Origin of the sequence: Streptomyces mangrovisoli (genome assembly GCF_000974985.2) — a bacterium.
GTDB classification, from domain to species: domain Bacteria; phylum Actinomycetota; class Actinomycetes; order Streptomycetales; family Streptomycetaceae; genus Streptomyces; species Streptomyces mangrovisoli.
The window spans coordinates 1-19,024 of record NZ_LAVA02000033.1 but is presented as its reverse complement, the minus strand read 5'-3'; the positions used below and the strand labels follow the sequence as shown (position 1 = coordinate 19,024).

General features: G+C 72.9%; 14 protein-coding genes. 6 read left to right on the top strand and 8 right to left on the bottom strand.

Annotated features, from left to right (window positions below; genetic code table 11):
- Positions 1 to 13: 13 nt before the first annotated feature.
- Positions 14 to 967, bottom strand: coding sequence for an ABC transporter substrate-binding protein (locus WN71_RS14925; protein ID WP_046586592.1), 954 nt, complete (start codon positions 965 to 967; stop codon positions 14 to 16).
- Positions 968 to 1,511: 544 nt separating this feature from the next.
- Between WN71_RS14925 and WN71_RS14920 the strand changes: the two genes are divergently transcribed.
- The 4 genes from WN71_RS14920 (at position 1,512) to WN71_RS14905 (ending at position 4,755) form a co-directional block, all read left to right on the top strand.
- Complete coding sequence (locus WN71_RS14920) at positions 1,512 to 2,735, top strand: NAD(P)-dependent malic enzyme (protein ID WP_046586590.1); 1,224 nt, start codon at positions 1,512 to 1,514, stop codon at positions 2,733 to 2,735.
- Positions 2,736 to 2,876: 141 nt separating this feature from the next.
- Positions 2,877 to 3,845, top strand: coding sequence for a zinc-binding dehydrogenase (locus tag WN71_RS14915; protein WP_046586589.1), 969 nt, complete (start codon positions 2,877 to 2,879; stop codon positions 3,843 to 3,845).
- A gap of 110 nt (positions 3,846 to 3,955) precedes the next feature.
- Positions 3,956 to 4,165, top strand: coding sequence for an HTH domain-containing protein (locus WN71_RS14910; RefSeq protein WP_046586587.1), 210 nt, complete (start codon positions 3,956 to 3,958; stop codon positions 4,163 to 4,165).
- Complete coding sequence (locus WN71_RS14905) at positions 4,165 to 4,755, top strand: Clp protease N-terminal domain-containing protein (protein WP_046586585.1); 591 nt, start codon at positions 4,165 to 4,167, stop codon at positions 4,753 to 4,755. Before WN71_RS14910 ends, WN71_RS14905 begins: the two co-directional genes overlap by 1 nt.
- Positions 4,756 to 4,885: 130 nt before the next feature.
- Here WN71_RS14905 and WN71_RS14900 read toward each other — a convergent pair whose 3' ends face one another.
- Together WN71_RS14900 and WN71_RS14895 are read right to left on the bottom strand one after the other, a co-directional pair.
- On the bottom strand, positions 4,886 to 5,935 hold the full coding sequence (locus WN71_RS14900) for a PadR family transcriptional regulator (RefSeq protein ID WP_046586583.1): 1,050 nt from the start codon (positions 5,933 to 5,935) through the stop codon (positions 4,886 to 4,888).
- Position 5,936: 1 nt separating this feature from the next.
- Positions 5,937 to 7,115 carry a DUF4097 family beta strand repeat-containing protein gene (locus WN71_RS14895; RefSeq protein ID WP_046586581.1) on the bottom strand — a complete coding sequence of 393 codons (1,179 nt, stop codon included), beginning with the start codon at positions 7,113 to 7,115 and terminating at the stop codon, positions 5,937 to 5,939.
- A 300-nt stretch (positions 7,116 to 7,415) separates the two neighbouring features.
- Here WN71_RS14895 and WN71_RS14890 point away from each other — a divergent pair, with 300 nt between their 5' ends.
- Entirely contained in the window at positions 7,416 to 8,312 is an 897-nt protein-coding gene (locus WN71_RS14890; protein WP_046586688.1) for a hypothetical protein, read from the top strand.
- Positions 8,313 to 8,482: 170 nt separating this feature from the next.
- Here the strand turns inward: WN71_RS14890 and WN71_RS14885 are convergent, their stop codons facing one another.
- The 5 genes from WN71_RS14885 to WN71_RS14865 all read right to left on the bottom strand — a co-directional run bounded on the left by WN71_RS14885 (position 8,483) and on the right by WN71_RS14865 (position 15,737).
- A complete protein-coding gene (locus WN71_RS14885) occupies positions 8,483 to 8,662 on the bottom strand; it encodes a DUF6104 family protein (RefSeq protein WP_010476542.1) in 180 nt (59 codons plus the stop codon).
- A 208-nt stretch (positions 8,663 to 8,870) separates the two neighbouring features.
- Positions 8,871 to 12,674: a multifunctional oxoglutarate decarboxylase/oxoglutarate dehydrogenase thiamine pyrophosphate-binding subunit/dihydrolipoyllysine-residue succinyltransferase subunit gene (locus WN71_RS14880; RefSeq protein WP_071369844.1), complete on the bottom strand. Its 3,804-nt coding sequence runs from the start codon at positions 12,672 to 12,674 to the stop codon at positions 8,871 to 8,873.
- 276 nt (positions 12,675 to 12,950) lie between these two features.
- Positions 12,951 to 14,060 (bottom strand): sensor histidine kinase, encoded by a 1,110-nt coding sequence (locus WN71_RS14875; RefSeq protein ID WP_046590570.1) that lies wholly within the window; start codon positions 14,058 to 14,060, stop codon positions 12,951 to 12,953.
- The gene (locus tag WN71_RS14870) at positions 14,057 to 14,797 is read right to left on the bottom strand and encodes a response regulator transcription factor (RefSeq protein WP_046590569.1); all 741 of its coding nucleotides are present in this window, start codon (positions 14,795 to 14,797) and stop codon (positions 14,057 to 14,059) included. The genes WN71_RS14875 and WN71_RS14870 overlap by 4 nt, the downstream gene beginning before the upstream one ends.
- Before the next feature lie 112 nt (positions 14,798 to 14,909).
- The gene (locus WN71_RS14865) at positions 14,910 to 15,737 is read right to left on the bottom strand and encodes a spermidine synthase family protein (RefSeq protein WP_240529664.1); all 828 of its coding nucleotides are present in this window, start codon (positions 15,735 to 15,737) and stop codon (positions 14,910 to 14,912) included.
- A gap of 224 nt (positions 15,738 to 15,961) precedes the next feature.
- Between WN71_RS14865 and WN71_RS14860 the strand changes: the two genes are divergently transcribed.
- A partial coding sequence (locus tag WN71_RS14860; protein WP_071369843.1) for an ATP-binding protein occupies positions 15,962 to 19,024 on the top strand: 3,063 nt, incomplete at its 3' end.

Here is a 19,024-nt window from a genome sequence, read left to right as displayed (position 1 = left end):
CAGTTCCCGCCGGTCACTTGCCGCCGTTGATCACCGACTCCTTGACGGCGCCGTCGCCGGCGCCCCACTTGTCGAGGATCTTCTGGTACTCGCCGCTCTTGATGATCGCGTTCATCGCGGCCTGGAGGGCGTCACGCAGCTGCGTCTGGTCCTTGGCCACGGCGATGCCGTACGGCGCCGCCTCGACCTGGTCGCCGACGACCTCGAAGTCCTTGCCGCCGCCGGAGGTCTTCACCGCGTACGCGGCGACCGGGAAGTCGGAGGAGGCCGCGTCCACACCGCCGGAACGCAGGCGGGTCTGGGACTGCTGGTCGTCGTCGAAGGGCTCGATGGTGAGCTTCTTGCCGCTCGGACACTTCTTGGCCTCGGCCTTGGCGAGGTCCTCCGAGACGGTGCCGCGCTCGACGGCGATCTTCTTGCCGCACAGGTCCGACCAGCCGGTGATGCCCTTGGTGTCGCCCTTGCGGGTGTAGATCGAGACACCGGCGGTCAGGTAGTCGACGAAGTCCACGCCCTCGCCGACCTTCTTGCCGGTGTCCGGGTCGACGCCGTCCTGACGGTTCTTGTTGTCCGTCATCGCCGACATCGCGATGTCGTAGCGGCCCGAGCGCAGACCGGTGAGCAGGCCGTCGAACGTGCCGTTCTCGAACTCCAGCTTCACGCCGAGCTGCTTGCCCATGGCGGCCGCGAGGTCCGGGTCCAGGCCGACCGCCTTGCCGGAGGAGTCCTTGAACTCCACCGGGGCGTAGGCGATGTCGGAACCGACCTTGATGGTGCCCTTGTCGCGGACCGACTGCGGGAGCTTGGAGGCCAGCGGAGCGCTGCTCGACGAGCTGTTGGAGGAGTTGTTGTCCTTGGTCTGGTCGCCACAGCCGGTGAGCAGCAGGGCCCCGGCGACCGCGATCGCACCGACCGCGGCAAGCCGGGAGTGCGCAGCGGTGGTACGACGGGTGGAGCTTGCGGTCATGGTGGGTTCCTCCGGCGGATGAGTGGAACTGCCGATCGGTCGACGAGAACACACACCTTCGGGTGTCGCGACCTCGTGTGATTACGGCATCTTGCCATTCGGACTGCGGCATCCAGGGGGCCTCATATGTCAAAATCGCATAACGGGCGACCCCCGAACCAGATCAGTTCGGTACATCGAGGCCGCACCATCTGCGGTGCTCGTTTCCTCCGGCCGGAAGATCTTCGGCGCATCCGGTGATGCGCTGAAGCTGCTGGAGTACGGTCGATGTGTGCTTATGCCCCGTTTGGCCGCGGCTCTCCGCCGCCGGGGTCGCGCTTCCGTTCCTGGAATGTGACCTTGCGCCTAATGCACTCGTCGTCCGAGCCGTCCGTCCGGTAAGAAGGATCCTTACACCCCTCATCCGGGGCACAGGGCGCGTGTGCGGCGCGCCCGTCGCGTATGTACCCGTACGTAACAGTCAACTGGGTCATATGCGGTCCCGCCCACCCCTCAACCAGGAGTGGCCACCCTCAAACCATGAATATTTAAGGGGTAAACAAAAGTGGCAGCGGAGATCGTCAATCCTCGCAGCGACAGCAATACGGATCAGGACGGCGGGGCCGAGCCCCTCGATTCCTTCGATCCGGCGTTCGCGCTGCACCGTGGCGGCAAGATGGCTGTGCAGGCCACCGTGCCGATCCGCGACAAGGACGACCTGTCCCTCGCATACACCCCCGGCGTCGCTCGCGTGTGCACCGCGATCGCGGACCAGCCGGACCTCGTCCACGACTACACGTGGAAATCCTCGGTCGTGGCCGTCGTCACCGACGGCACCGCCGTGCTCGGGCTCGGTGACATCGGCCCCGAGGCCTCCCTCCCGGTGATGGAGGGCAAGGCGATCCTCTTCAAGCAGTTCGGCGGTGTCGACGCGGTTCCGATCGCGCTCGCCACCACCGACGCCGACGAGATCGTGGAGACCGTCGTCCGGCTCGCCCCGTCCTTCGGCGGCGTGAACCTGGAGGACATCTCGGCACCGCGGTGCTTCGAGATCGAGCGCAAGCTCCAGGAGCGGCTCGACATCCCGGTCTTCCACGACGACCAGCACGGCACCGCGGTCGTCACGCTCGCGGCCCTGCGCAACGCGGCGCGGCTGACCGGCCGGAGCGTCGGCGACCTGCGGGCGGTGATCTCCGGCGCCGGGGCGGCCGGCGTCGCCATCGCCAAGATGCTGGTCGAGGCCGGCATCGGGGACGTCGCGGTCGCCGACCGCAAGGGCGTGGTCTCCCGCGAGCGGGACGACCTCACGCCGGTCAAGCGGGAGCTCGCCGGCTTCACCAACAAGGCCGGGCTGACCGGGTCGCTGGAGGAGGCGCTGTCCGGCGCGGACGTCTTCATCGGCGTCTCCGGCGGTACGGTGCCCGAGGCGGCCGTCGCGTCGATGGCCAAGGGCGCGTTCGTCTTCGCCATGGCCAACCCCACGCCCGAGGTGCACCCGGAGATCGCCCACAAGTACGCGGCGGTCGTCGCGACCGGGCGGTCCGACTTCCCGAACCAGATCAACAACGTGCTGGCGTTCCCCGGGATCTTCGCGGGCGCCCTGCAGGTGCGGGCGTCGCGGATCACCGAGGGCATGAAGATCGCGGCGGCCGAGGCGCTGGCCGCGGTCGTCGGGGACGACCTCGCCGCCGACTACGTCATCCCCTCGCCGTTCGACGAGCGCGTCGCGCCCGCGGTCACCGCGGCCGTCGCGGCGGCGGCCCGCGCGGAGGGCGTGGCCCGGCGCTGACGCCCGGCCGATGATCACCGGAAATGGCCCCGTCCTCGGACGGGGCCATTTCCGTGTCCGGAAGGGGGGCGGTCGCAAGAGGGCATGTGTCACAGGCGCGCCCGGTTCCTTCCGCCGGGCGGGCGACCTATCGTCAAGGTCATGTTCGCCGTCTACGCCGCCCGAATCGACCGCGACCAGCCGCTGAACGGCCTTGAGTTGGGGGACCGCCCGGCTCCCGGGGCCCGGCCCGGCTGGAGCACCGTCGACGTCCGGGCCGCCTCCCTCAACCACCACGACCTCTGGTCCCTGCGCGGCGTGGGCCTCGCCGAGGACAAGCTGCCGATGATCCTCGGCTGTGACGCCGCCGGAGTCGACGCGGACGGCAACGAGGTCGTCCTGCACTCCGTGATCGGCCAGTCCGGGCACGGCGTCGGCCCGAAGGAGCCCCGCTCCATCCTCACCGAGCGCTACCAGGGCACCTTCGCCGAGCAGGTCGCCGTCCCCACCTGGAACATCCTGCCCAAGCCCAAGGAGCTCTCCTTCGCGGAGGCCGCCTGCCTGCCCACCGCCTGGCTGACCGCCTACCGGATGCTCTTCACCAACGCCGGGGTCCGGCCCGGCGACTCGGTGCTCGTCCAGGGTGCCGGCGGTGGTGTGGCCACGGCCGCGATCGTCCTCGGCAAGGCCGCCGGGCTGCGCGTCTTCGCCACCAGCCGCGACGAGGCCAAGCGCAAGCGGGCGGTGGAGCTGGGCGCCGTGGAGGCGGTGGAGCCGGGTGCGCGGCTGCCGCAGCGGGTGGACGCGGTCATCGAGACCGTCGGCGCGGCCACCTGGTCCCACTCGGTCAAGTCGCTGCGGCCCGGCGGCACGCTCGTCATCTCCGGCGCCACCAGCGGTGACCGCCCCTCGCACGCCGAGCTCACCCGGGTCTTCTTCCTCGAACTGAAGATCGTGGGCTCCACGATGGGCACCAAGGACGAGCTGGAGGACCTGCTCTCCTTCTGCGCCGCCACCGGTGTGCGGCCGGTCGTCGACGAGATCCTGCCGCTCGACCGGGCCCGCGAGGGCTTCGAACGGCTCCAGTCGGGCGACCAGTTCGGAAAGATCGTCCTCACCGCCGGCTCCTGACGGCTCTCTGCGCCCCTTCAGGCGGGTCCGGATCTCCGGGCCCGCCTTTCGCGTGCCGCTGGCGTCAACTCCGGTTGACATCCCTCGGCGTGTCAACGTAAGTTGACAGCATGACCGAAGCAACGGATCTCGCCGAGCGCGCGGGCGACCGTGACCCGAGGGTCGGGCTCCGCGCCGTCGCCGCGCTGCGCAAGCTGCTGGAGCAACTGGAGACGGTGCAGGTGCGCAACGCCCGCAACCAGGGCTGGTCGTGGCAGGAGATCGCCGCGGAACTCGGAGTGAGCAGGCAGGCCGTGCACAAGAAATACGGGAGGCGTTGATGTTCGAACGGTTCACCAAGGACGCGCGCGCCGTAGTGGACGGCGCGATGCAGCACGCCGAGCGCGCGGGCGCCCCGGCCCTCGACGCCGAGCACCTGCTGCTCGCCGTGCTCGACCGGGAGGGCAGCCGCGCCTCGTTCGCCCTGGCCGCCCTAGGACTCGCCGACCGCAAGGACTCCGTGGCGCGGGCCGTCACCGAGTCGAGGCGCCGCGCCGGACTGTCCCGGGCCGAGGCCGACGCCCTCGCCGGGCTCGGGATCGACGTCCTCGAGATCGTCTCCCGGATCGAGGAGGCGCACGGGGTCGGAGCGATGTCCGGCGACCACGCCGACCAGGGCGGACGGACCTTCGGGCGGCGCTCCTTCAGCCGCTCCGCCAAGCACGTGCTGGAGCGGGCGGTGCGTCAGGCGGTGGCCCGCCGGGACCGTCATGTCGGCGACGAGCATCTGCTGCTCGCCCTGACCGTCCTGCCGGGCGTCCCCGCGGAGGTCCTCGCCGACCATGGCGTCACCCACGAGTCCCTGACCCGGGTACTCGGCGCGGGCGAGAACGGGGGAGGGGGCGGGAGGGAGACCGCCAAGGCGGGGTGACCTGCGGTCGGCTCGGAAGGTGCGGGTTCGGCGTGGTTTCTCGCGCAGTCCCCCGCGCCCCTTGGGGGCTGCGGCATGGCTCGGCCAGGGGTGCGGGGTGCTGCTGAGCGGCTCTCGGCCGGAGTGCGGATCAGACCCCGCGCCCCCGCAGTATCGCCCCGATCCGCGCCGCCGACATCGACAACTGATGGCGGGCGTCGCGCAGTTGGTCGGAGGTGACGCCGTGGTCCCGGGCCGCGTCACGGATGTCGTCGCGGAAGCGGTCGAGCAGCCGGTCCAGATCGCGCGCCGGGTCGCCGGTGGAGTCCTCGTGGGCCCATGACGGCACGTACTCCGCGGGGAAGTCCTCCGGGGTCTGGGTGTAGTCGGCCGTCGGCGCCGCCTTCGCGTTGCCGGCGCCACCCGGACGCCCGAACCCGAAGTCCTTGCCGACCTCCTTGCCGAAGTCCTTCCCGAACTCGCCGAATTCCTTGGCCAGTTCGGTCAGCCCCTCGCGCACCCCCGTGGGCCAGTCGCCCCGCGAGAAGTGGTCCTGCACATGGTCCTGGACCCGGCGCGCTATCCGCTGCATCTCCTCCTGCGCCTGCGCACGGGCACGGGACTGCGCCTCCTGGGCCTGGTGGCGCGCCCGCTGGGCCTCCTCGCGGGCCCGCCGGGACTCGTCCTTGGCGCGCCGGGCCTGCTCCTTCCACTCCTGCTTGACGCGGCGCATCTCCTCCTTGGCGGCGCGCCACGCCTCCTTGTCCCCGAACTCGCCGTAGTCGAACGGCCCGCGCTCCCGGGTGCCGCCGCGCCGGGCCTCGCTGGCCGCCGCCCGCATCTCGCGCCGCAGGTCGCCCGCCGCGCCGCGCACATCGGCGCGGATCTCGGCGGCCAGCTCGGCGACCGACTCGCGGATCTCCAGCTCCAGATCGGCCAGTTCGTCGCTGCGGTCGGCCAGTTCGGCGCGGCCGGCGTCCGTGATGGCGTACACCTTGCGGCCGCCCTCGGTGGTGAGGGTGACCAGGCCCTCGGCCTCCAGCTTGGCCAGCCGGGGGTAGACGGTGCCCGCCGACGGCGCGTACAGCCCCTGGAAGCGCTCCTCCAGAAGGCGGATCACCTCGTAGCCGTGGCGCGGGGCCTCGTCGAGCAGCTTGAGCAGGTAGAGGCGCAGACGGCCGTGGGCGAAGACGGGAGGCATGTCAGAGCACCTTCTTGTCAGTCGTGCCGTCGGTGGTGCCGTCGGACGGGGCTTCGGTCGCACGGTCGGCCGCGCGGTCGTCGGGGCCGGAACCGGAATTGTCCCCCGAACCGCCGCGCGCCCCGTCCACCGGGTCGCCGGGCTCACCGTCCTGCCGCTCGTCGTACCGCGGCGCGTCCTCGTGCCGCTCGTCATGCCGCTCGTCGCGCCGCTCGTCGCGCCGCTCGTCCTGCTGTGCGTCCTGTTCCGGCGCGTCCTTGCGGAGCTTGTCGCGGCGCCGCTCGGCCTCCCGTGCCTCGGCCTCCCGCGCCTCGTCCTGCCGCGCCTTGTCCTCGGGCGCCTCCCACGGCTCGTCGTCCCAGGGCTCGTCCTCCCCGGGCGGGCGGCGCAGCAGGGCGATCGAGCCCGAGACCGTCGTCGCCTTCAGCAGGCCGTTGCCCGCGCCGAGCCGGCCCGTGATGCGCTTGGCGCCCCACCGGCCGCTGACCCGCAGGTCCTCGAAGGCGTTGGAGACGGAGCCGCTCGCGGTGTTGGCCTCCACCTGGGCGTCGGCCGGGTGCGGCAGCCGGATGGCGATCTCCCCGGAGACGCTGGTGAGGCTGATGTCGGTGGGGCGGCCCGCCGGATCGAGGTCGACGATCATCGACCCGCTCACCGAGTCCGCCTTCACGGAGGAGCCCGTGCCCTCGACCACGGTCAGGTCGCCGGAGACCGAGTTGAACCGCAGATCCCCGCTGAGGGCCTGCGCCTCCACGTTCCCCGACACCGTCTCCGCGCGGACCGGGCCCGTGAGGCCCACCAGGGTCGTGTCGCCGGTGACGCCCTTGACCTCGGCGCGTCCGTCGATCCCGGAGACCACCGCCGCCGCGCCGACCACGCCGACCTCCACCCGGGTCTGCGCCGGGACCGCCAGGGAGACCACGGCGCTGCGCCGCCATCCCTTGCGGTCGAGCCACTTGAGGAAGCCCTTCCAGGGCAGGTCGTCGTAGGCCACGGTGAGGGTGCCACCGCGCTGCGTCACACGCAGGGGCGGGCCCTCCAGGGCGGAGACCTCGAGGCGGGCGGAACCCTCGTCCGTGCCCACCACGTTCACCGTTCCGCTGACGATGCGTACGTGGAGCTCGCTCACGGGGTCGTCGAAGGTGAGCTTCCTGGGCTCCGCGACGGACCACTCGGACATGGTGCAGACCTCCTCGGCCGGACAAGGCGAGCGGACGCGTCACGCCATATCGCGTCCTACGAGAAACACGATATATCGCGGTGGGTGAAAGTCAAGCCACTCGTTCGGGGGAGCCGGGGTCGCTGCCGCGGGTTCGGCGGCCTGGTCCGGTCTGGTCCGGTGCGGGTGCGTCGTGGCTGGTCGCGCAGTTCCCCGCGCCCCTGGGGGGTGTGGCCCTGGCCCGGTCTCCTGGAGTGCGACCAGCTCCCGCCGGGCTCGGGTATGGGGTCATAAGGGCGCAAAGTGCCCTAGCGTATGACCATGTCGACGGAACCCCGTAAGGGCGGAGCCCCCGGCGCCCTGCTGCTCTGCCGCGCGGACCCCGACTCCGTCGCCGCCGCGGCCCAGCTCCTGCGCGAGCCCCTGATGCTCACCGGCGCGGGCCCCGAATGGAGTCTGCTCGTCCCCGAGGGCACGCCCTGGCTGCACGGCGACGAGCAGGTCGACCGCGTCGCCACCGGCTGGGCCGCCGCGCTCGCCGTCAGCGCGCCCTGGCCCGTGCTCGCCCTCTGGTGGGACGCCGACCGCGCCGGATACAGCCTGGCCGCCGGCTTCCGCCGCCCCGTCGGCTACATCTGGCTCGCCGACGGCACCCCGGTCGGCGAGGACGAGGCGATGCTCACCTTCGCCACCCGGCTCGGCCTCGATCCGGTCCTCGACGCGCAGGCCCTCCAGCAGCTCACCAAGCCCGCCGCGGCCCCCGGCCCCGCGGCCGTCGCTGTCCCGCTCCCCGGGGCCGCCCCCGGCGCCGACGGCGGGGCCCGGCTGCGCGCCCTGCTCGCCGTCCTCGGCCGTACCGGCCTCGACCTGCCCGCCGGACTCGCCCCGGGCGAGGGCGCCGACCGCCTCTACGCGCGGGCGAGCGCTCTCCCGGGCGCCCGCCCCGTCCGCTGGCCGGGCCTGCGCGAGGCGATCCGCGCCGAGCTCACCGCCCCCGAACCCGCGCCCCGGACCCCGCTCGGCCGTCTCGCGACCTGGCTGCCCCCGGCCGGCACCCCGCAGGCCCGCGCGCTCGCCCTCGCGCAGCTGGTGGCCGGCCTCCCGATCGCCGTCCGTGGCCTGCGGCGCCGCAGCGTCGGCTGGACCGTGGCGGGCGCGCTCCTGCTGGCCCACGGCGCGCTCGGGCTGACGTACGACCTGGTACGCCCGCTCGACTGAGGGAAGAAGCCCGGCCACCCACGAGGAGAGCCCGGCCACCCACGAGGAGGGCCCGGCCACCCACGAGGAGGGCCCGGCCACCCACGAGGAGAGCCCGGCCACCCACGAGGAGAGCCCCGCCACCCACGAGAAAGGGCGCCCACCAGGGGCGCCCTTCGTCCGATCCGTGGCTACTCGTCGTCCTCGTCGTCCAGCCGCGCCAGCCACGTCGCGAGGCGCTCGACCGGTACCTCGAAGTCCGGGTTCAGGTCGACGAACGTCCGCAGCTGCTCGGCGAGCCACTCGAAGGTGACCTCCTCCTGGCCGCGCCGCTTCTCGAGTTCTTCGATGCCTCGGTCGGTGAAGTACACGGGTGCTCTCTCCTGGGGGTGGGCCGGTGGGGCCTCGGGCCGTACCCCTCCAGGTTAGGCGGCCCGGGACACGGCCGGACCCGCCCCCGGTCGTACGGCCGGCACGACTCCCCGTCGTACGGCCCGGAACGCCGCCGGGCCCGGCCCCGAGTCGCAGACTCGGCACCGGGCCCGGCAGAGCGTCCGCCGAGGGCGGGCGCTCAGTGGCTCACGCCTCGAACACCTCGCGCACCAGCTGCTCCTGCTCGGCCTGGTGACGCTTGGCCGAACCCACCGCCGGGGAGGACGAGTGCGGGCGGGAGATGCGGCGCAGGCGCTCGCCGTGCGGCACGTCCGCGCCGACCGCGAGGTCCAGGTGGTCGATCAGGTTGAGCGCGATGAACGGCCAGGCACCCTGGTTCGCCGGCTCCTCCTGCGCCCACAGGTACTTCTCGGCGTTCGGGTACTTCTTGATCTCCGCCTGGAGCTCGGCACCCGGCAGCGGGTACAGGCGCTCGACGCGGATGATCGCCGTGTCCGTGATGCCGCGCTTCTGCCGCTCGGCGTCGAGGTCGTAGTAGACCTTGCCGGAGCAGAAGACGACCTTGCGGACCGCGGCCGCGGCGACCGAGTCGTCGCCGATGACCGGGCGGAACTCCCCGCTCGTGAACTCCTCCGTCTTCGAGGCGGCCGCCTTGAGGCGCAGCATCGACTTCGGGGTGAAGACCACCAGCGGCTTGTGGTGCGGGTTGTGCGACTGCCACCGCAGGAGGTGGAAGTAGTTCGACGGCAGGGTCGGCATCGCGACCGTCATGTTGTTCTGCGCGCACAGCTGCAGGAAGCGCTCGATGCGGGCCGAGGAGTGGTCCGGGCCCTGGCCCTCGTAGCCGTGCGGCAGCAGCAGCGTGACGCCGGAGGTCTGGCCCCACTTCTGCTCGGCCGCCGAGATGTACTCGTCGATGACCGACTGGGCGCCGTTGGTGAAGTCGCCGAACTGCGCCTCCCACATCACGAGCGCGTCCGGGCGGGCCAGCGAGTAGCCGTACTCGAAGCCCATCACCGCGTACTCGGACAGCAGCGAGTTGTAGACGTTGTAGCGCGCCTGGTCCTCGGACAGGTACAGCAGCGGCGTGTAGTCCAGGCCCGTCTCGCGGTCGATCAGCACCGCGTGGCGCTGGCCGAAGGTGCCGCGCTGGGAGTCCTGGCCGGACAGCCGGACCGGGACGCCCTCGAGGAGCAGCGAGCCGATGGCGAGGGTCTCGCCCATGCCCCAGTCGATGGTGCCGTCCTCGACCATGGCCGCCCGGCGCTGGAGCTGCGGCAGCAGCCTCGGGTGGACGGTGAAGTGGTCGGGGATGTTGACCTGGGACTCGGCGATGCGCTTGACGACCTCCGCGGAGATCGCGGTGTTCACCGCCACCGGGAACCCGGCCTGCGGGTCCGGGGACTGCGGCGCGGCCGGCTGCGCGGTGGCCTCGCGGACCTCGGTGAAGACCTTCTCCAGCTGCCCCTGGTAGTCCTGGAGCGCCTGCTCGGCCTCTTCCAGCGTGATGTCGCCGCGACCGATGAGGGACTCGGTGTACAGCTTGCGCACCGAGCGCTTCTTGTCGATCAGGTCGTACATCAGCGGCTGGGTGAAGGCCGGGTTGTCGGACTCGTTGTGACCGCGGCGGCGGTAGCAGATGAGGTCGATCACCACGTCCTTGTTGAACGCCTGGCGGAACTCGAAGGCGAGCCGCGCGACGCGCACGACGGCCTCCGGGTCGTCGCCGTTCACGTGGAAGATCGGGGCCTCGATCATGCGCGCCACGTCCGTCGCGTACATGGAGGAGCGCGAGGACTCGGGGGCCGCGGTGAAGCCGACCTGGTTGTTGATGACGATGTGGACCGTGCCGCCGGTGCGGTAGCCGCGCAGCTGCGACATGTTCAGGGTCTCGGCCACCACGCCCTGGCCCGCGAAGGCCGCGTCACCGTGCAGGGCGACGGGCAGGACGGTGAAGTCCGTGCCGCCCTTGTTGATGATGTCCTGCTTGGCGCGGGCGATGCCCTCGATGACCGGGTCGACCGTCTCCAGGTGGGACGGGTTCGCGGCCAGCGACACCGTGATCTGCTCGCCGTCCAGGCCCGTGAAGGTGCCCTGGGCGCCCAGGTGGTACTTCACGTCGCCGGAGCCGTGCATCGACTTCGGGTCGAGGTTGCCCTCGAACTCGCGGAAGATCTGCGCGTACGACTTGCCGACGATGTTCGCGAGGACGTTGAGGCGGCCGCGGTGGGCCATGCCGATGACGACCTCGTCCAGGCGCGACTCGGCGGCCGAGTCGAGGACCGCGTCGAGCAGGGGGATGACGGACTCGCCGCCCTCCAGGGAGAAGCGCTTCTGGCCGACGTACTTCGTCTGCAGGAAGGTCTCGAAGGCCTCCGCCGCGTTCAGGCGGCGCAGGATGCGCAGCTGCTCCTCGCGCTCCGGCTTGCTGTGCGGGCGCTCGATGCGGTCCTGGATCCACTTGCGCTGCTTGGGGTCCTGGATGTGCATGAACTCGATGCCGGTGGTGCGGCAGTACGAGTCGCGCAGCACGCCCAGGATGTCGCGCAGCTTCATCAGGGACTTGCCGGAGAAGCCGCCGACGGCGAACTCGCGCTCCAGGTCCCACAGGGTGAGGCCGTGCTCGGTGATGTCCAGGTCGGGGTGCTTGCGCTGGCGGTACTCCAGCGGGTCGGTGTCGGCCATGACGTGGCCGCGGACCCGGTAGGAGTGGATCAGCTCGAAGACGCGGGCGGCCTTGGTGACGTCGTCGTCGTGGCTGGCGTCGATGTCCCGCAGCCAGCGGACCGGCTCGTAAGGGATGCGCAGCGACTCGAAGATGTCGTCGTAGAAGCCGTTCTCGCCGAGGAGCAGGTTGGCGACGGCGCGCAGGAACTCGCCGGAGGCGGCGCCCTGGATGACCCGGTGGTCGTAGGTCGACGTGAGCGTCATGACCTTCGAGATGCCGAGCTTGTTCAGGGTGTCCTGGGAGGTGCCCTGGAACTCCGCCGGGTAGTCCATGGAGCCGACGCCCATGATGACCGCCTGGCCGGGCATCAGGCGCGGCACGGAGTGGACGGTGCCGAGGCCGCCGGGGTTGGTCAGGGAGACCGTGACACCGGTGAAGTCGTCCATCGTCAGCTTGTTGTCGCGGGCGCGACGGACGATGTCCTCGTAGGCCTGCCAGAACTCGAAGAAGTTCAGCGTCTCGGCCTTCTTGATGGCGGCCACGACGAGCTGGCGGTCGCCGTTGGGCTTCACCAGGTCGATGGCCAGGCCGAGGTTGACGTGCGCCGGCTTGACGAGGGTCGGCTTGCCGTCCTTCTCGCCGAAGGCGTAGTTCATCGACGGCATGGCCTTGATGGCCTGCACCATCGCGAAGCCGATCAGGTGCGTGAAGGAGATCTTCCCGCCCCGGGCCCGCTTGAGGTGGTTGTTGATGACGATGCGGTTGTCGAACAGCAGCTTCACCGGGACCGCGCGGACCGAGGTGGCCGTCGGCAGTTCCAGGGAGGCGTTCATGTTCTTGGCGACCGCGGCGGCCGGGCCGCGCAGCGTCACGAACTCCGGGCCGTCCGCGGCGGGCGCGGGCGCGGCCTTCGGCTGGGCCTGCGCGGGCTTCGCGGCGGCCTTGGGGGCCGGGGCGGGAGCCGGGGCCGCGGGTGCGGCGGGCGCGGGCGCCGGGGCTGCGGCCGCGGGCTGGGCGGCGGCGGGCGCGGGAGCCGGTACGGCGGGCTGCGCGGGCGCAGGAGCGGCCGGGGCCGGGGTGGTGGTCCCTGCGGCCCCCGCGGCCGCAGTACCCGCCGGAGCCGAGCCGGCAGCGGCCCCTGGCTTGTAGTCGGCGAAGAAGTCCCACCAGGCACGGTCTACCGAATTCGGGTCCTGGAGGTACTGCTGATAGATCTCGTCGACGAGCCACTCGTTCGGACCGAACGCGGCAGCGGGATTCTTACCCGCTTGGTCGGCGTCGGTCGAGATGCTCGAGGCGTTACTGGGGGACTGTGGCGACACGGCGAGAACCGCCCTCTTCCGCTTCACAAGGTGATGGACAGCGGGAATAAAGGCTACGCCTCCAAGACCGCGAAGGTCAGGTCGGGCCGGTTCATCGTCGCGTAAGTCACATCGAAAACCGTGTTTCGCCGCTGTATATGGCGGGAAACAAGCGTGGTTCCGCTGTCAAACGCCTACGGCGGTGCGGACCCGGCACGCTAAGCGTGCGGGCCTGTGGCTGATCACACGTGTCCACCGGCGCCGACGGCCGGGGATCTCGGGTCAGCCATTCGAACTTTACGTCAACTTTGTGCCGGACGAGTCTCCCGGAAGGGTGACGAGGATCCGGCACCCCCGCTCGGATTCGGCCACCCGGATACGGCCGCCGTGCAGATCGACCGCCCACCGCGCGATGGCGAGCCCCAGCCCGGTGCCGCCGTCGCTGCCCGGCCCGTGCGGCCGGCTGACCGAACCCCGGTTGAACCGTTCGAAGACCCGGTGCCACTCCGACTTCGGGATGCCCGGACCCTCGTCCAGGACCTCCAGCTCCAGCGTCTCCTGCGGGCCGCGGCGCGCCTTGACCGTCACCCGGCCGTGCGGCGGGCTGTGCTTGACCGCGTTGTCGATCAGGTTGGCGACGACCTGGTGGATGCGCTCGGGGTCCGCGTGGGCGGTCAGCTCCGGCGGCGACACGTCCAGGTGCAGATGCACGTCCGTCCGCGTGTGGGTGCCGGACCCGGTCGCGAGCCCCCGGCGCGCCGAGACGACCATGTTGGCCTCCTTCAGCACGCCCGAGAGGTACGGCCACACCTCGAAGCGCCGCCTGCGCAGCGGGACGACCCCGCTGTCCAGCCGGGACAGGTCCAGCAGCGTCTCGACCAGCCGGCCGAGCCGCTCCGTCTGCTTCAGCGCGGTGCGCATGGTCTCGGTGTCGGGCTCGGCGACGCCGTCGACGACGTTCTCCAGCACGGCGCGCAGGCCCGCGATCGGGGTGCGCAGCTCGTGCGAGACGTTGGCGACCAGCTCCTTGCGCTGCTGGTCCTGCGCCTCCAGCTCGTCGGCCATGACGTTGATCGTCTGCGCCAGGTCGCCCAGCTCGTCACGGCGGTTCTCCCGCACCCGGCGGGTGTAGTCGCCGTGCGAGATGGACCGGGCCACCGTGTTCATCTCGTCCAGCGGCGCGGTGAGCGAGTGCGCCACGAACTGCGTGATGAGCAGGGTGGCGATCATCGAGAAGACCGTGATGAAGCGGATCTCCGTCTGGGTGTGCACCGCGATCATCGAGAGACCGGTGGTGATCAGCACCGATATCACGACCAGCGCGCCCAGCTTGGTCTTGATCGAGAACGGCCGTACGCCGCCCCAGGGCTCCCTGGGGCTTCTCGGTGCGTCCCGGCCGCCGCTCATGGCGTCGGGGTCTCCAGCGCGTAGCCCACGCCGTGCACCGTGCGGATCCGCTCGGCGCCGATCTTCCGCCGCAGCGCCTTGATGTGGCTGTCGACCGTGCGGGTGCCGGAGGCGTCCGCCCAGTCCCACACCTCGGCCAGCAGCTGCTCGCGCGAGAGCACCGCGCGCGGCGTGTTCGCCAGGCAGACCAGCAGGTCGAACTCGGTGGGCGTCAGGTGGACGTCCTCGCTGCGCACCCGCACCCGGCGCTGCGCGTGGTCGATCTCCAGCTCGCCGAGGCGCAGGATGCCCGAGCGCGGCGTGGTCGCGGCGACCGTCGCGCGCTCCACGCGGCGCAGCAGCACGTGCACCCGCGCCGCCAGCTCCCGCATCGAGAACGGCTTGGTCATGTAGTCGTCGGCGCCGACGCCGAGGCCGACCAGCATGTCGGTCTCGTCGTCCCGCGCGGTCAGCATCAGCACCGGGACCGGCCGCTGCGCCTGTACCCGGCGGCAGACCTCGAGCCCGTCGAAGCCGGGCAGCATGATGTCGAGGATCAGCAGGTCGGGCTGCCAGGCCTCGGCGGTGTCGACGGCCGACGGGCCGTCGACCGCGGTCTGCACGACGAATCCCTCGGCACGCAGACGGACCGCGATGGCGTCGACGATCGTCGCGTCGTCCTCGACGACCAGCACTCTGCGCTGTGCGCCTTGAGTGGCCGTCGCCGTGCCGTTGTGGGTGGTGTGTGTCTGCTCCATCGCCCGCCCCTGAAGTTGCTTTCCGGAACCAGTGGGGTGATCCCATGACTGCGATTGACGCTTGAATGATCCGCGTCAGGGTTGCAGGGTACGGGGAGTTACCGCCGGTTTGCTATCCGGGTCGTACGGCGAGGTGGACGACGTCGGGAACGCCCCGGGCAACGGGGATCTCTTCGGTACGCACCCGTTGGAACCCGGCATTCCACAAGGTTCCCTCGAATTCCGGAGAGGGCCGCGCGGACCACACCGCCAGCACTCCGCCGGGCCTCAACACCCTTGCGCAGCTTGCGAGTCCGGCCGGAGTGTACAGGCTGTCGTTGCCCTCGGTGACGGTCCAGTCGGGGCCGTTGTCGATGTCGAGGCACAACGCGTCGAACGTGTCCGATGTCTCATTGACGAACGCCACGAGATCGCTTTCCACGATCTCGGTGCGGGGATCGGCGAGCGCCTCGGCGGTGAGCGGGGCCAGCGGTCCGTCGTGGTGCCAGCCGATGATCGCACGTTCCCGCTCGACAACGGTGATACGGCCCCAGCGCGCATCCGCCGCCGCGTGCGCGAGCGAGAAGCCGACACCGAGGCCGCCGATGAGGACGGCGGGCCGGGCGCGTGGGCGCGGGACCGCGGACGCCTCGGGCCTCTCGCGGAGGTCCAGCGCCTCCCTGGCCGCGTCGACCAGGCGCCGCTCGGAGCGGCCGTCGGAGGTGTCCATGAGGAAGCACCCGTTGGCGATGATCTGGAGCGTGTCCCCGTACTGCCGCAGCACGACCTCGCCGTGGGGGCCGTCGTGGCGGTCCAGGACGACGGGGGCGGCGGCGCCGCGGGGGGCCGGGGCCGAGGGTGCCCCGTCGCCGGACGCGGTGGCGGTGACGTCGTACGAAGGGCGCGGAACGTCGTGCGAAGGGCGCGGAACGTCGTGCGAGAGGTCGTACGGAGAGGTCATGGCACCCCATCCTGCCCCAACGGCTCGTAGCGGCCACGGGAATTGAAGGTGACCGCGGGGCGCGTTGCGGCGGCGCGCGGGGCGCCGCGCCGGCCGCGGGGGCGTACGCCCGCGGCGCCCGCGCCGGGTCCGGGCGCGGCGGGGCGGCGCCGCGGGACACCCGTGCCTAGGCTCGGAAGGAGGCGCCGGAGGCGCACGGGTGAGGTCGGACGCGGGAAGGTGCCATGGCGGTGGCGGGGTACCCGTTCGTGGGACGCGAGGACGTGCTGGGCGAGCTCCGGGCCGCGCTGGAGCAGGCGGCGGCGGGCCGCGGCGGGCTGGTCACGCTCACCGGCCCGGCCGGCGCGGGCAAGACCCGGACCGCCGAGGAGGCCGCCGCCCACGCGGGTGCCTTCCGTGCCCTGTGGACCTGGTGCCCGCCGGAGACCGCCGGGCGGGCCTTCAGGCCCTGGTCGCGGCTGCTGCGGGAACTCGGCGCCGACGATGTGCGGTGCGGGCGGCTGGTCGCCGCGTCACCGCCGCTGCGCGCCCTCATGGCCGGCGCGATGGACGGCGCCGCCGTGGGATCCCGTCCGGGCGGCGTGGACGGCTCGCCCGCCGACCCCGAGGCCGCGCGGCTGCGGCTCACCGGTGACGTCGCCGAACTGCTGGCCACGGCGGCGCAGCGGCGGCCGCTGCTGCTCGTCCTGGACGACGTGCACGCCGCGGACGCGTCCTCGCTGCGGCTGCTCCTGGAGAGCGCCGACACCGCGCGGGGCGCGCCCGTGCTGTTCCTGGCCACGGCCCGCGACGACGACACCGCCTGGCAGGGCCGCGAGTGGGCCCGCGCCCAGCTGCTGCGCCGGGGCCGCTGCCTGCCGCTGGGCCCGCTGGCCGAACCGGACGTCGCCGAGCTGGTCGAGGCCGCGACGGGCACCGCGCCGGGCGGCGACGAGGTGCGGGCGCTGCTGCGGCGCACCGGGGGCGACGCGTTCTTCCTGACGGAGCTGCTGCGGGTGCGGGGGCCGGGCGCGGTGCTCGACCGGGAGGCGTCGTCGGCGGCCGTGCGCACGGCGGTCCGGGCCCGGCTCGCGGAGCTCTCCGCGCGCACGGCCCGGGTGCTGGGCGTCGCGTCCGTCCTCGGGACCCGGTTCCGCCTCGACGTGCTGGCGGAGACCGCCGCGGTCCCGATGGCGCAGGTGCGGGACGTGCTCGGGGAGGCGGCCGGGGCGCAGCTGCTCGCCGAGGACGCCGCCGACCGGGGCGCCTTCCGGCACGATCTGCTGCGGGAGGCGGTGTACGGGGCGCTGCCGCCCGGCGAGCGGGCGGAGCTGCACGCGGCGGCGGCGGGCGTGCTCGCCGGCTACGCCCGCCGGGGCCGCGACACCGCCCCCGCGGAGGTGGCCCACCATCTGCTGCTGGCCGGCCCCGACCACGCCCCCGAGGCCGCCCGCTTCGCCCGCGAGGCGGCGGCCCGCGCGGAGGCCCTGTACGCCTTCGAGGACGCGGCCCGGTGGTACGAGCGGGCGGTGGACGCCTGCGGCGGGGGCGCCCGGGGTGGGCCGGACAGGGCGGAGGTGCTGCTCGGGCTCGGCTCCGCACGGCTCGGCACCGGGGAGCGGGACGCCGCCCGCGCCGCGTTCCTCAGCGCCGCGGCACTCGCCCGCGCGACCGGCCGCCCGGACCTGCTGGCGCGGGCCGCGCTCGGACTGGGCACCGGTCCGGTCGGCTTCGAGGTCGACCTGGAGGACCACGAACAGATCACCCTCCTCACGGAGGCCCGCGCAGCTCTCGCCCCGCCCGACCGGACACCGGCCCAGACTTCCGACGGACTGTCGGCCCCGGCTGGCGACGGGCGACCTGCCAGGCTGCCGGAAGCCCTTCCCGCCCCGGCTTCCCCCGGGCATCCGGCCGGCCTGTCGGCCCCGGCGTCCGCCCCGGCCTCCGCTCCGGCTTCGGACGGGCCGTCTGCCGGGCTGTCGGCTTCGGCTTTCGACGGCCCGCCTGCCGGGCGGTCGGTTCCGGCCTTCGATGGGTCGCCTGCCGGGCCGGCGGCCCCCGCTCCAGCCTTCGCCGGTCCGCCTGCCGGGCTGTCGGCCGCAGCCGCCGCCGGCCCGCCTCCCGCGCAGTCGGCCTCCGCCCCCGGCAGCCCGCCCGCCGGGCCCGATCCGCGGACGTACCCAGCTCTTCGGGCCGCCGTGACCGCGCGGCTCTCGTTGGCGGTCGCGTGGGTCGAGGGGGAGGAGGTGCGGGTCGGGCTCGCGGAGGAGGCGGTGGCCACCGCGCGTGCGGTGGGTGATCCGGCGACGCTCGGGCCCGCGCTCGCCGCCCTGTGCGACGCGCGCTCCGGGCCCGACCGGTGCGGCGACCGGCTGGACTGGTCGACCGAGATCGTCGCCATCGCTCGCGCCGTGCCCGACCCGGCCCTCGAACTGCTGGGCCGCCGGCTGCGGCTGGTCGCGCTCATGGAGAGGGGCGACTTCGCGGCGGCGGACGCCGAGACCCAGGCCTACGCGACCGCCGTACGTCCGCTGCGCCGCCCCCTGTACGCCTGGTACGTCCCCCTGTGGAAGGGCACCCGCGCCCTGATGGAGGGCCGCTTCGACGACTGCGCCGCCGCTCTCGACGAGGTCGAGGAGCTCGGCCGCACCGCGGGCAGCGGCAACGCGGCGCTGCTGGCCGGCACCCAGCGGTGGTGCCTGTACGCCGAGACCGGCGACCTCGCCGCGATGGACCGGCTGATGGCCGCGATGCCCCCGCTCGACGTGCTCCCCGGCCTGTGGCCCCGCGTCTCGCTCGCCCTGGTCGCCGCTCAGCACGGCCGTCTCGACGACGCCGCGCGCCGCCTGTCGGCGGTGGCGCCGCGCCTGGGCCGCGAACCCCGGGACAGCGAGTGGCTGCCCATGGTCGCGCAGGCGGCGGAGACCGTGGGCGCCCTGGGCACCCACCCGGCCGCGCCGCTCGTCCACGACCTCCTCGCGCCGTACGCCGGCCTGTTCGCGGTCGAGGGCATCGGTGCGGCGGTCCGCGGCCCGGTCCACCGGCATCTGGCCCTGCTCGCGGCGGCCATGGGGGAGACCGGGCGGGCCCGCGCGCATCGCGAGAAGGCGCTGCGCGCGGCCGCGGCGGCGGGCGCCGTGGCGCTCGTCGACCGCATCGAGAGCGAGACCCCGCGCGCGGCCTCCCCCTCGCCGGCCGCACCCGGCACCCCGTCACCCGCCCCCGCCCCCGCGCGCGCCTCCGCCCCTTCGGCCCCCGCCGCGCCCACCACCCCTCCGGCCCCCGCCCCCCCAGCCCCCGCCCCCGCC